Origin of the sequence: Streptomyces sp. M-16 (genome assembly GCF_052114405.1) — a bacterium.
Lineage (GTDB): Bacteria > Actinomycetota > Actinomycetes > Streptomycetales > Streptomycetaceae > Streptomyces.
In genome coordinates this window covers 48583-62383 of record NZ_JBFRER010000022.1, presented here as the reverse complement: position 1 = coordinate 62383, position 13801 = coordinate 48583, and the positions used below count along the sequence as shown (strand labels likewise).

The following is a 13801-nucleotide window of genomic DNA, read 5'->3' as shown; positions in this document are numbered from 1 at the left end:
TGATGACGGCGCTACGCGAGGAGGTGTTCGGGATGAGTCCCGATCGAAGTCCTCGCAGCGCTCGTGTCCGCTGACCCGTTGATCAGCTGACCTCCACCTGAACGCGCACGGCGGTACTCCGCCGTCTGCGTGCATCCTTTCATTCCTCCCGCATGCCCTGCACCTCGTGACGGGCTGCGTCAGCCATGCCCCTCGGCGCATCCGCGGCCTTCCGTGCCCCCGTGCGCCGCGCCACGATCACTCCACGTGACCGACCGGCTCCGCGCCGTCCGGACACCGTGGAGGGAGGTATTCGTCATGACCATGCTCACCCCTCGTTCCCCCACGAAGCTCGCCCCGCCGGGCCGCTCCCGCCGCGAGCGCAAGGCCGCCGAGCTCGAAGCCGCGACCCGCCTCGTCGGCGAGCGGCTCGCCGGCGTCAGCTCCCGCCCCGTCGTCCGGGTCCTCCAGGACGCGGACACCTCGTACAACGGCCTTACCCACGCCGAGGCAGCGCTGCGCCTGGAGCGGCACGGCGCCAACACCGTCGCCCACGAGCGCGCCCCGCACTGGTCCGCCCAGCTCGCGAAGGCGTTCTGGAACCCCTTCATCGGCGTACTGGTCTTCCTGGCCGCCGTCATGTTCTGGCAGGATCCCGCGGACCCCGGCGTCGTCATCCTCTCCGTGATGGTGGGGCTCAGCGGGCTGCTGCGCTTCTGGCAGGAGTACCGCTCGGGCCGGGCTGCCGAGGCGCTGAAGAAGCTCGTCACCACCACCTGCGCGGTGCAGCGCCGGGCCGGCACCGGCTCGGGCCCCACCGCCTTCGAGGTGCCCATGGACCAGGTGGTCCCGGGCGACCTGGTCAAGCTGGCCGCCGGCGACCTGATCCCGGCCGACCTGCGGATCCTCACCTCGAAGGACCTGATGGTCTCCCAGGCGGCGCTCTCCGGCGAGTCGCTGCCGGTGGCCAAGGCCGACACCCGCGCCGAGGACCTCGGCCAGCACGCCACCACCGACCCGGTCGAGGCCGACAACCTCTGCCTGATGGGCACCTCCGTCACCTCCGGCACCGCGACGGGCGTGGTCGTCGCCACCGGCGCCGGCACCTACTTCGGCTCGATGGCCGGCTCGCTGGTCGGCGAGCGCCCGCAGACCAACTTCGACAACGGCGTGCGCCGGGTCAGCTTCCTGCTGATCCGCTTCATGCTGGTGATGGTCCCCGTCGTCTTCATGATCAACGGCTTCACCAAGGGCGACTGGGACGAGGCCTTCCTCTTCGGCATCGCCGTCGCGGTGGGCCTGACCCCCGAGATGCTGCCGATGGTGGTCTCCGCCAACCTGGCGCGCGGCGCGGTGGCCATGTCCAAGCGGAAGGTCGTCGTCAAGCGGCTCAACGCGATCCAGAACCTGGGCGCGATGGACGTCCTGTGCACCGACAAGACCGGCACCCTCACCGAGGACCGGATCGTGCTGGACCGCTACCTGGACGTCCACGGCAACGAGGACGGCGAGGTCCTGGAGTACGGCTACCTCAACGCCCACTTCCAGACCGGCCTGAGGAACCTGATGGACCGGGCGGTCGTCGACCGCGTGGACGAGGCCGAGGAGGTTGTCGTCGACGCACGGTTCTCGATGGTCGACGAGATCCCCTTCGACTTCGCCCGGCGCCGGATGTCCGTGGTCCTGAACCGCAACAGCGTGCTGGGCGCCGGCGGCCGCGCCGAGCACGTGATGATCACCAAGGGTGCGGTCGAGGAGGTCCTGGACCTGTGCACCCACATGAGGGACCGCGGCGAGAAGGTCGAACTGACCGCGCAGCTGCGGTGGCACGTCACCCGGATCGCCGAGGACAACAACCGGCGGGGCCTGCGGGTCCTGGCCGTCGCCACCCGTACGGTCGCCGCCCCGCGCGACACCTACTCCGTCGCCGACGAGGACGGTCTGACCCTGATCGGCTTCCTCGCCTTCCTCGACCCGCCGAAGGCCTCCGCGGCCGCGGCCCTGCGCGGCCTGGCCGACAAGGGCATCGCCGTGAAGGTGGTCACCGGCGACAACGAGCTGGTGGCGGCCCGGGTCTGCGCCGATGTCGGCATCGAGGTGGGCCACGTGGTCGCCGGCGCCGAGCTGGACGGCCTCGACGAGGGGGCGCTGCGCGCGCTGGCCGCCCGTACGACGGTCTTCGCCAAGGTCAACCCCGTCCAGAAGGCCCGCATCGTGCGGGCGCTGCAGGCCGATGGACACACGGTCGGCTTCCTCGGCGACGGGATCAACGACGCGGCGGCGCTGCGCGACGCCGACGTCGGCATCTCGGTCGACACCGCCGTCGACATCGCCAAGGAGTCGGCGGACATCATCCTGCTGGAGAAGGACCTGACCGTCCTGGAGCAGGGTGTCGTCCAGGGCCGGACCACCTTCGGCAACACCATCAAGTACATCAAGATGACGGCCTCGTCGAACTTCGGCAACGTCTTCTCGGTGCTCGTGGCCAGCGCCTTCATCCCCTTCCAGCCGATGCTCGCGATCATGCTGCTGGTGCAGAACCTGGTCTACGACATCGCCCAGCTGGCCACCCCGTGGGACCGGATGGACGAGGAGTACCTGCGCAAGCCGCGGAACTGGGACGCCAAGGGCATCTTCCGTTTCATGGTGACCATCGGGCCCATCAGCTCGATCTTCGACATCGCCATGTTCGTGATCATGTGGAACGTCTTCGCCGCCGACAACGAGGCCGCCCAGTCGCTCTTCCAGTCCGGCTGGTTCGTCGAGGGCCTGCTCTCGCAGACCCTGGTCGTCCACATGATCCGCACCCGCAAGATCCCCTTCCTCCAGTCGCGCGCCTCCTGGCCGGTGATGGTGATGACCGTCCTCGCGGTGCTGACCGGGCTCTGGCTGCCCTTCTCCCCGCTGGCTCCCTCGCTGGGCTTCGTGGCCCTGCCGGCGAGCTACTTCCCCTGGCTGATCGTCGTGCTCCTCGCGTACTGCACGCTCACCCAGCTGGTGAAGACCTGGTACATCCGAACCTTCAAGACCTGGCTGTAAGGAAGGGGGCGGCCCGATGACCCTGCTCACGGAGTGGGAGATGGCCGGTCACCTGGCGGCCGCACTCGGATTCGGGGCGGTCATCGGCCTGGAACGGCAGTGGCGGGCCCGGTTGGCGGGCCTGCGCACCAACGCCCTGGTGGCGGGCGGGGCCGCGCTGTTCGTGCTGCTCTCGCAGTATGGGTTCCTCGGCGCGGTCTCCGAGGTGGACTACGACGGCTCGCGGGTCGCCGCCCAGATCGTCTCCGGGATCGGCTTCCTGGGCGCGGGGGTGATCATGCGGGACGGGCTGAGCGTCCGGGGCCTGAACACGGCCGCCACCCTGTGGTGCTCGGCGGCCGTGGGCTGCCTGGCCGGGGTGGGCCTGTTCGTGCTGGCCACCTTCGGCACGGCGGGCGTGGTGGGGGCGAACCTCCTGTTGCGCCCGCTGGGCCGGCGGCTCGACCGGGAGCCGCGCGGCGGGGCCGAGGTGGCCGTCGACTACCACTTCGAGGCGGTCTGCCTCGAAGCGGAGGAGGCCCACGTCCGCCACCGGGTGGCCGACGCCCTGGGCCGGCCCGGGTACCAGCTGCGGGAGATCCGCAGCCAGGACGGCCCGGTGCCGGGGCGGGTGACGGTTTCGGCGCTGCTGACCGCCGAGGGCGAGGGGTGCCGGGCGCTGGAGGAGGCGGTCAGCAGCCTCTCCCTCGACCCCYCGGTCTCGGCGGTCGGCTGGTCGGTGGTGCCCGATCCCGCACGCTGACGAGGGGACCTACTTGAGCGTGGCAGAGGTCAGTCCGGCCTGGATCTGGCGCTGGAAGGACAGGTAGACCACCACCATCGGGATGATCGCGATGGTCACGCCGGCGAACAGCACCGGCAGGTCCGTCTCGTACCCCATCTGCTGCTGGAGCTGGATCAGCCCCTGGGTGAGCAGGTAGCGCTCGGGGTCAGAGCCGCTCTGGGGCTGCATCAGCACGGAGGGCAGGATGTACTGGTTCCACTGGCCCAGGACATTGAATATCCCGACGCTGATCAGGCCGGGCTTGGCCATCGGCAGCATCACCTGGAAGAAGATCCGGGTGTCGGAGGCCCCGTCGATCACCGCCGCCTCGTGCACCGCCGTCGGCAGGGTGCGGAAGAAGGAGTGCATGAAGAAGACCGTGAAGGGCATCGAGTAGGCGACGTACACCAGGATCAGCCCCTGGTAGCTGTTGAGCATGTCGAGCCGCTTGACCATGAAGAACAGCGGTACGAGCGCCAGGAAGACGGGGAACATCGCCCCGCTGACGAAGAAGTAGTAGATGAGCCGGTTCCCCCGGAAGGGGTACCGGGCCAGCACGTACGCGGCCATCGAGCCGAGCAGCATCGTCAGCGGGACCGAGAACACCATCACGATCATCGTGTTGGCGAAGTAGTCGCCGATGCCCTTGTCCCAGGCTCGGGCGAAGGCGTCGAAGTGCCAGTTGGAGGGCCAGCCGAGGGCCGATCCGCCAATCTGGGAGTCGGTCTTGAAGGAGCCGAGCATCAGCCAGAACAGCGGCAGGACGATCAGTATCGCCCAGACGGCCAGGAAGCCGTGGGAGAAGACGTTGAGCGCCATGCCGTCGGAACGGCGGTTCCCGCCCTCCCCGGTCCGGCGGCCGCTGCCGCCGGAACGCTCCGCCGCGGCCTCGCCGGGCGCCTTGATCACTGTGGTCATGGTGTCTCCCGCTCAGAACTCGATGCGCTCGCGGCGGGTGGCGCGCAGCGTGACAAGGGACAGGATCATGGTGAGGACCAGCATGACCACGCCCATGGCGCAGGCGTAGCCGCTCTTGCCGAAGTAGAGGAAGTTGCGCATCAGCACGGTCGCCATGACCTCGCTGTGGTGGTCCGGCCCTCCGCCGAACTGGCCGGAGGTCATCGTCGACACCAGGACGAACATGTCCATCGCGGCGATGCCCAGGTAGACCGCCGAGGTCTGTACGGAGTCCCAGAGCAGGGGCAGCGTGACCCTGACGAAGGTCTGGGCCCGGCCGGCGCCGTCCAGCAGGGCGGCCTCGTAGATGTCCTTGGGCACGGACTGCATGGCCGCGGAGAAGAGCACCAGGTAGAAGCCGACGCCGTGCCAGACGACCACGAGCAGCAGGCACCACAGCACCAGGTTCGGCTCGTTGAGCCATTCGACCGGGTGCGCCGGGTCGACGAGGCCGAGGCCGATGAGGAAGCCGTTGAGCAGGCCGCCCTCGTCGCTGCGGTACACGGCGCCGAACAGGACCGCGAGGATGGCGAGGGAGAGGACCTGCGGGAAGAAGTAGACGATCTTGTAGAAGGCGGAGCCCCGGACACCCCGGACACCGCCGGCCCCGCTGCGCCCTCCCACGTTCACCATGAAGGCGAAGAAGAGGGCGAGCAGGATGGTCAGCGCCGGGACGAACACCAGGAGCAGCAGGTTGTGCCACAGGGCGCCGAGGAAGACCTCGTCCTTCAGCAGGGCCGTGTAGTTGTCCAGGCCGACGAAGCCGAACGTCGGCGACTGGCCGGACCAGTTGGTGAAGGAGTAGCCGAACGTCTGCACGTACGGCCAGATGACGAAGGTCAGGTACAGCGCGAGGGGCAGGACGAGGAAACCGGCGATGAAGCCGGCCCGCCCTCTGCTCGTGGCTACTTGGCTCATGGGTGTCCGTCCCTGGGACGCGATGTCAGCTGCGGTGGTTGTTCTTGGCGTTCGGGTCCTTGGCGGCCTTGTCCACCGCGGCCTGGGCCCGCTTGATCCACTCCTTTGGCTGGATCCGCTTGGCCATCAGCTCATTGGACGCGTCCTGGATCTCGGTGTCCATCGCGCTGTACCAGTCGGGGTACAGGAAGTTGAAGGTGTTGTCCCCGGCCGCCTTGAGCGCCGTCACCGCCGACTGGGTGCCCGGCCGCAGTTTGACGTTGGGGTCGACGCCGTCCTTGACCACGGTGAGCGAGTTGGCCTGCTGGGCGAAGAGCGTGGACCACTCGCGGGAGAGCATCGAGCGGACGAACTCCAGGCCGGCCGCCTTGTTGGCGGCCTTCTCCGGGACGATGAAGGGCTCGCCCGCACCCGCCCGGATGGCCTCGAAGGGCAGTTTGCTGTCGGCCAGCAGGGGAACCGGCAGGAACTGCATGTCGAAGTCGTCGGGGGTCTGCTTGAGCTGCTCGTTCTCCAGCCAGGAGCCCGAGGGGATGAAGGCCGCCTTGTACTGGTTCCAGGCGGTCTGCGACTCCGTGTGGGTGAGGCCGTTGGTGCCCGGCATCAGCAGGTCCTTCTCGACCACCTCGTACACGGCCTCGACCGCGGCGAGGGCGGCGGCGCTGCCCTCGAAGGCGTTCGGCTCCAGGTTGTCGATGGCCTTCATGGCCTCCAGACCGCCCTTCTTGGCGATCAGGTCCATGATGACGACGTTGATGTAGTACGGGTACTTGCCCTGGTGGGCGAGGCCGCCGAGGCCGGCGTCCTTGGCCTTCTTGCAGACGTCGAGGAACTCGTCCCAGGTCTTGGGCGCCGTCCAGCCCTTCTCCTTGAAGAGCTTGCCGGAGTACCAGAAGCCGAACACCGTGTACACGTAGTTGAGCGCGACGAATTTGCCGCCCTGCATGCCCTGCTCGACGGTGCCCGCGATCAGCGTGTCCCGGACCTTCTTGGACGGGTCGTCGAGCGAGGGGGCGTCGAGCACCGGGGCGAGGTCGGCGAGCTGGCCGCCCTTGGCGAGGACGTCCAGCTTGATCTTCTGGGCGCCGGAGTCGTCGACGACGTCCGGCGGGGTGCCGCCGTTGAAGCGCGTCTGCAGCTTTCCGGTGATCTCCTGGGTGCCCAGGTGGATGCTGGTGGTGCCCCACTTCTTGTCGAACGCGGCCTCCCAGGCCTTCGCGTAGTCGTCGCCGAAACCGCCCTTGAAGACGACGACGTCGAGCTTGCCGCCCTTGGCGACGCCGAAGGGGTTCTCCTTGGTCACCGGAGCCTTGTCCGGGCCCTTGGTGGAGCCGTCCTCACCGCCGGAGGCGCAGGCGGACAGGAAGCTCATCGTCGGTACCGTGATCAGTCCGAGCGCAGCCGAGCGCTTGATCAGATCGCGGCGGCCGAGGCCCTCACCAGTGGATCCCATGCTCATGTCCTCGCCTTCGTCAGAAGTGTGAAGGAAGCCGGAAGTCACGGCCGTTGCCGTGCATGCGGACACACCGCAGGTCCCCGCCCGTCCCCCGGTCCGGAGCCGCTCGTGCCGCGGCGGGCCGGACGCGCACAGGTATAGTCCACTTCCGTTCATGTGAGCAAGATCATGCACACGGTTGTCCGTCAGCTTTTCCGAGTTGAGACCTCCCCGAAACCTGGCTTCCGGCCAAATAAGCGAAAGGGCCGTACCCCCTTGCCGGGGATACGGCCCTTCGGTGCCGCCGGGTCGGCGGCCGCAGTGCTCAGCCGCGGATGAGGTTCCGCAGGACGTACTGCATGATGCCGCCGTTGCGGTAGTAGTCGGCCTCACCCGGCGTGTCGATGCGGACGACCGCGTCGAACTCCACACCGGTGTCGGTGGTGACCTTGACCGTGCGCGGGGTGGTGCCGGCGTTCAGCTCCTCCACACCGGTGAAGGAGAAGGTCTCCTCGCCGGTGAGGCCCAGGGAGGCCGCGGAGGCGCCCTCGGGGAACTGCAGGGGCAGGACGCCCATGCCGATCAGGTTGGAGCGGTGGATGCGCTCGTAGGACTCGGCGATGACGGCCTTGACGCCGAGCAGCGCGGTGCCCTTGGCGGCCCAGTCGCGGGACGAGCCCGAGCCGTACTCCTTGCCCGCCAGGATGACCAGCGGGATGCCGGCGGCCTGGTAGTTCTGGGAGGCGTCGTAGATGAACGCGACCGGCGCGCCCTCGACGGTGAAGTCGCGGGTGAAGCCGCCCTCGGTGCCCGGCGCGATCTGGTTGCGCAGGCGGATGTTGGCGAAGGTACCGCGGATCATGACCTCGTGGTTGCCGCGGCGGGAACCGTACGAGTTGAAGTCGCGGCGCTCGACGCCGTGCTCCGTGAGGTACTTGCCGGCCGGGGTGTCGGCCTTGATCGCACCGGCCGGGGAGATGTGGTCGGTGGTGACCGAGTCGCCCAGCTTCGCCAGGACGCGGGCGCCGGCGATGTCGGAGACCGGGGTGGTCTCCATCGTCATGCCCTCGAAGTAGGGGGGCTTGCGGACGTAGGTGGACTGCGGGTCCCACTCGAAGGTGTTGCCGGTCGGGATCGGCAGCGCCTGCCACTGGGCGTCGCCCGCGAAGACGTCCTGGTAGGACTTGTTGAACATGTCCTCGCCGATGGCGTTCGCCACGACGTCGTTGACCTCGGCCTCGGAGGGCCAGATGTCCGCGAGGAAGACCGGCTTGCCGTCGAGGTCCGTACCCAGGGCGTCCTTGGTGATGTCCACCTTCATGGAGCCCGCGATGGCGTACGCGACGACCAGCGGCGGGGAGGCCAGGTAGTTCATCTTGACGTCGGGGTTGATGCGGCCCTCGAAGTTGCGGTTGCCCGAGAGCACCGAGGTGACCGCGAGGTCGGCCTCGTTGATCGCCTTCGAGATCTCCTCGTCCAGCGGACCGGAGTTGCCGATGCAGGTGGTGCAGCCGTACCCGACGAGGTTGAAGCCCATCTTGTCCAGGTACGGGGTCAGACCGGCCTTGTCGAAGTAGTCGGTGACGACCTTCGAACCGGGGGCCAGGGTGGTCTTGACCCAGGGCTTGCGGGTCAGGCCCTTCTCGGACGCCTTCTTGGCCACGAGCGCCGCGGCGACCATGACGTAGGGGTTCGAGGTGTTGGTGCACGAGGTGATCGCGGCGACCGTGACGGCGCCGTGGTCGATCTCGAAGGAGGTGCCGTCGGCCAGGGTCACCAGGGTGGGCCTGGTGGGCACACCGTTGGAGGACGCCGGGGCGTCGGACGCCGGGAAGGACTCCTTGCCGGCCTCCTCGTCGTCGCTGACGTAGTTGCGCACGTCCTGCGCGAACTGCTGCGAGGCGTTCGCGAGGACGATGCGGTCCTGCGGGCGCTTCGGGCCGGCGATGGAGGGGACGACCGTGGAGAGGTCGAGCTCCAGCTTCTCGGAGAAGTCCGGCTCGGCGGCCGGGTCCAGCCACAGGCCCTGGGCCTTGGCGTACGCCTCGACGAGGGCGACCTGCTGGGCGTCGCGGCCGGTCAGGCGCAGGTACTTCAGCGTCTCGTCGTCGATCGGGAAGATCGCGGCGGTGGAGCCGAACTCCGGCGACATGTTGCCGATGGTGGCGCGGTTCGCGAGGGAGGTGGCGGCGACGCCCTGCCCGTAGAACTCGACGAACTTGCCGACGACGCCGTGCTTGCGGAGCATCTCGGTGATGGTCAGCACGAGGTCGGTGGCGGTGGTGCCGGCCGGCAGCTCGCCGGTCAGCTTGAAGCCGACGACGCGCGGGATCAGCATGGAGACCGGCTGGCCGAGCATCGCGGCCTCGGCCTCGATGCCGCCGACGCCCCAGCCCAGTACGCCCAGGCCGTTGACCATGGTGGTGTGCGAGTCGGTGCCGACGAGGGTGTCGGGGTACGCCTGACCGTTACGGACCATGACCGTGCGGGCCAGGTGCTCGATGTTGACCTGGTGGACGATGCCGGTGCCCGGGGGGACGACCTTGAACTCGTCGAAGGCGGTCTGGCCCCAGCGCAGGAACTGGTAGCGCTCCTTGTTGCGGCCGTACTCCAGCTCGACGTTCTGGGTGAACGCCTCCGGGGTGCCGAACTTGTCGGCGATGACGGAGTGGTCGATGACCAGCTCGGCCGGCGCCAGCGGGTTGATCTTCGACGCGTCGCCGCCGAGGGCCTTGACGGCCTCGCGCATGGTGGCGAGGTCCACGACGCAGGGGACGCCGGTGAAGTCCTGCATGATCACGCGGGCCGGCGTGAACTGGATCTCCTCGCTGGGCTGGGCCTGCGAGTCCCAGTTTCCGAGCGACCGGATGTGGTCGGCGGTGATGTTCGCGCCGTCCTCGGTACGGAGCAGGTTCTCCAGCAGGACCTTCAGGCTGTAGGGAAGGCGGGCAGAGCCCTCGACCTTGTCCAGCTTGAAGATCTCGTACGACTCGTCGCCCACCTGCAGCGTGCTGCGGGCGTCGAAGCTGTTCGCCGACACGACAGTCTCCTTCATGCATGAATTCGCGCGTATTACCGCAATCCTGCCGCGCGGCACGCTGGCCAATCCGCTAAGGTAAGGCTAAGTTAGGTAACCCTTACCGATGGGACGGCTGCGGTACGTCTTGGGCAGATATCTCGATGTCGAGATAACTCTAGTACATGAGAGGGGCCCGGGACGAGGCACGCACCCTCGGCCCCGCCGGGACCGTCAGTCGGCCAGTCGATTCCGCTTGTCCGGATTCGATCAGCTTGACCAGGGACGAAACCGCCGATTCGGTGATCCGCTCCGAATCGAAGGTGACGGTGGTCACGGAGGTTCGTTCTCGGCGTACCCCGGATCCCCACCCACGCACACCAGCAGCGGCCCGTCCTCCGCCGGGCCTCCACCGGGAATCCGGATGCCGTGGCACGCGGCGGCGGCCACCCCCGCTCGGCGCACCCGTGTTCACAGGCTGACGTGACGGCCCCGCGGTGGAACTCCCGGCCGCAGCCCGCGCGCGGCGCGATCCGCCGGGCACGGCAGGCCGCGAGGTGGTCCAGCGCCTCGCGGGTGGTGACGGGCGTGGCCGTCGTCCACCCGCACGTCCTCCGGGCGGGGGTCGGCGGGGGTCGGACCGGGAACGGGCGCGGGTGCCGGCATCGGGGACCCGGGCGGGGGCCGGCAGATGCACGCCCACGGACTCCGAGACCGGGCGGTACGCGCCGCTTTGGGCGGATACCCGTACGCCCGTCAACTGACGGGGCACCGGGACGCCCGCAACACGGCGGCCCACCTGCTGCTCGTGGACCCGGCGGAGCTGCGGCGCTTCGCGCAACTGGGCGTCCCGGCATGCGTGCAGCTCCCGTGGGCGACTCGGGACATCCGGAATCGGGCGGCGCTACTCCCCTGCATCGAGCCCGGGCGGCACCGGTGGATGTACCCGGCACGCAGCCTGGAGAAGGCGGGCGCGCGGCTCACCGGCAGTGCGCCCCGGGCGGGCGAGCTGGACGGGGAGTTCGAGGGCTGGGCCGGGACTCGGCGCTGCCCATGGGGCCGACGTCAGCGGGCCGGGCGTACGAATGCCCCTGGTCGGCGGCCATGTGACGCACGAGGCCGACTCGGAGGCGGGGCGGGCGACTTCGGCGGGCGTGGCCGGACCCGTACGCTCGCTGCACGGCGGCGCCAGGGGCCGGCACCGTCCTGCGGACGCCGAGGCGGCCGGAGCCGGCCCGCGCAGGACCGTGACCCGTCCGGCCGACTCCGCGCGCACCGCACGCGTTCCGGCCCCACCATGGGAGTCGAGCGGAAGCTGACGGCGGGTTACACCCGTCCGCCACACCCCGCGCGAGCCGAATCTCATATCTGAGATACGGTGCACCCATGGCAGACGACTACCTCGTACGCATCGGCAAGCTCATCCGTGACGCCCGGCAGCACCGGGGCTGGACACAGAGTCAGCTCGCCGACGCACTCGGCACCAGCCAGAGCGCCGTGAACCGCATCGAACGCGGCAACCAGAACATCAGCCTTGAGATGATCGCCCGCATCGGGGAAGCCCTCGACAGCGAGATCGTCTCCCTGGGCTACGCCGGGCCGATGCACCTGCGCGTCGTGGGCGGCCGCCGCCTGTCCGGTGCCATCGACGTCAAGACGAGCAAGAACGCGTGCGTCGCCCTGCTGTGCGCCTCGCTCCTCAACAAGGGCCGTACGGTGCTGCGCCGGGTGGCGCGCATCGAGGAGGTCTACCGGCTCCTCGAAGTCCTGAACTCCATCGGCGTCCGCACCCGCTGGATCAACGAGGGCGTGGACCTGGAGATCGTCCCGCCGGCCCGTCTCGACATGGACGCCATGGACGCGGACGCGGCCCGCCGCACCCGCAGCATCATCATGTTCCTGGGCCCCCTGCTGCACCGGATGGACCACTTCCGCCTGCCGTACGCCGGCGGCTGCGACCTCGGCACCCGCACCATCGAGCCGCACATGATCGCCCTGCGCCGCTTCGGCCTGGACATCACCGCGACCGAGGGCATCTACCACGCGCAGGTCGAGGCCGGGGTCTCCCCCGACCGCCCGATCGTGCTGACCGAGCGCGGGGACACGGTCACCGAGAACGCCCTGCTGGCCGCGGCCCGCCACGACGGCGTCTCGGTCATCCGCAACGCCTCCTCCAACTACATGGTCCAGGACCTCTGCTTCTTCCTGGAGGCGCTGGGCGTCAAGGTCGAGGGCATCGGCACCACCACGCTCACCGTCCACGGCGTCCCCGTCATCGACGTCGACGTGGACTACTCCCCCTCCGAGGACCCGGTCGAGGCGATGAGCCTGCTCGCCGCCGCCGTCGTCACCGAGTCGGAGCTGACGATCCGCCGGGTCCCGATCGAGTTCATGGAGATCGAGCTCGCGGTGCTGGAGGAGATGGGCCTCGACCACGACCGCTCGGCGGAGTACGTGGCCGACAACGGCCGCACCCGCCTGGTCGACCTCACGGTCCGCCCCTCGAAGCTCGAAGCGCCGATCGACAAGATCCACCCGATGCCCTTCCCCGGGCTGAACATCGACAACGTCCCGTTCTTCGCCGCCATCGCCGCGGTCGCCCAGGGCCAGACCCTGATCCACGACTGGGTGTACGACAACCGGGCCATCTACCTGACCGACCTCAACCGCCTCGGCGGCCGCCTCCAGCTCCTGGACCCGCACCGCGTCCTGGTCGAGGGCCCCACCCGCTGGCGCGCGGCCGAGATGATGTGCCCGCCGGCCCTGCGCCCGGCGGTGGTCGTCCTGCTCGCCATGATGGCGGCCGAGGGCACCTCGGTGCTGCGCAACGTCTACGTCATCAACCGCGGCTACGAGGAGCTCGCCGAGCGCCTCAACTCCGTGGGCGCCCAGATCGAGATCTTCCGGGACATCTAGGGAGACGGACATAAGGTGACCAAGCAGGCATTGCAGACACCCCCTCAAAAGTGACTGCTGACCTGCGAAAGCACCTTCCGACACCCCTCGACGTCTTCCAGCATTTTCCGTCGCCTTGTGCAGGATCCGCGCAACGGAAACCACATCGACTGACGCACCATCACCAGCGCGAAGCGCGCAGGCTAAGGTCTGTCCGGCGGATCAGGCGTGAGCGTGATCCGCCGGATGCCGGGGCGACTCAGGCGACCGAGAACTGAGCGATGTACTCGGCGAACGGCGGGATTCCGACTTCTGCACGGCGCTCGTCCATGCGCTCGGGCTCCTCGCAGGGCCACGGGATCGGCGAGCCGTCCTTCACGCCAGCGATCTGCGTGCCGTGGATCTGCTTCTTCCCTTCGTTCACTGGCGTGCGATCCCGCAGGAAGGCAAGATCTCGCGGGCTGGCGGCGCCGTTGGCGACGGCCTGCTCCATCAGCCGCAGCGCGCGTCGCTGAACGTCGAGCTGTCGGTCGGCGTGTTGTGCGATCAGCCATGCGGCCCGGGCCGCGTCCTCACCGAGCAGTTCCGCGGTCGGCCATCCGTGCGCGTCCATGATCTCGCTGAGACGGTCCGCATGCTGCGCGGTCAAGCGGCGCCATGCCAACTGCTCTGCCGGGTCATCGCTGTTCGCGTGGCGCGCGGCCTGGTGATCTGCCGCCGCCATGTCGGTGAGCTCCCTGGTCACTACGGCAACGTCGGATGTCATCCCAACTCCAAGTCAGATCGAGGTTCCCGCTGG

Annotated in this window: 8 protein-coding genes; 3 read left to right on the top strand and 5 right to left on the bottom strand. The window is 68.9% G+C overall.

Annotation, left to right across the window (positions count from 1 at the left end):
• Window positions 1-297: 297 nt before the first annotated feature.
• Both mgtA and AB4039_RS13075 read left to right on the top strand, forming a co-directional pair.
• A complete protein-coding gene (gene mgtA / locus AB4039_RS13080; RefSeq protein ID WP_442270780.1) occupies window positions 298-3018 on the top strand; it encodes a magnesium-translocating P-type ATPase in 2721 nt (906 codons plus the stop codon).
• Between the two features lie 16 nt (window positions 3019-3034).
• Window positions 3035-3760, top strand: coding sequence for an MgtC/SapB family protein (locus AB4039_RS13075; protein WP_442270779.1), 726 nt, complete (start codon window positions 3035-3037; stop codon window positions 3758-3760).
• A 9-nt stretch (window positions 3761-3769) separates the two neighbouring features.
• Here the strand turns inward: AB4039_RS13075 and AB4039_RS13070 are convergent, their stop codons facing one another.
• The 4 genes from AB4039_RS13070 to acnA all read right to left on the bottom strand — a co-directional run bounded on the left by AB4039_RS13070 (window position 3770) and on the right by acnA (window position 10131).
• On the bottom strand, window positions 3770-4699 hold the full coding sequence (locus AB4039_RS13070) for a carbohydrate ABC transporter permease (protein WP_266843239.1): 930 nt from the start codon (window positions 4697-4699) through the stop codon (window positions 3770-3772).
• Between the two features lie 12 nt (window positions 4700-4711).
• Entirely contained in the window at window positions 4712-5656 is a 945-nt protein-coding gene (locus AB4039_RS13065; protein WP_266843238.1) for a carbohydrate ABC transporter permease, read from the bottom strand.
• A gap of 25 nt (window positions 5657-5681) precedes the next feature.
• Complete coding sequence (ngcE, locus tag AB4039_RS13060; protein WP_442270791.1) at window positions 5682-7109, bottom strand: N-acetylglucosamine/diacetylchitobiose ABC transporter substrate-binding protein; 1428 nt, start codon at window positions 7107-7109, stop codon at window positions 5682-5684.
• 307 nt (window positions 7110-7416) lie between these two features.
• Window positions 7417-10131, bottom strand: a complete 2715-nt coding sequence (acnA, locus tag AB4039_RS13055; RefSeq protein ID WP_442270778.1) for an aconitate hydratase AcnA — start codon at window positions 10129-10131, stop codon at window positions 7417-7419.
• Window positions 10132-11493: 1362 nt separating this feature from the next.
• Here acnA and AB4039_RS13050 point away from each other — a divergent pair.
• Window positions 11494-13023: a helix-turn-helix domain-containing protein gene (locus tag AB4039_RS13050; protein WP_030234828.1), complete on the top strand. Its 1530-nt coding sequence runs from the start codon at window positions 11494-11496 to the stop codon at window positions 13021-13023.
• A 238-nt stretch (window positions 13024-13261) separates the two neighbouring features.
• Here the strand turns inward: AB4039_RS13050 and AB4039_RS13045 are convergent, their stop codons facing one another.
• Window positions 13262-13768, bottom strand: a complete 507-nt coding sequence (locus AB4039_RS13045; RefSeq protein WP_442270777.1) for a DUF6624 domain-containing protein — start codon at window positions 13766-13768, stop codon at window positions 13262-13264.
• Window positions 13769-13801 lie beyond the last annotated feature (33 nt).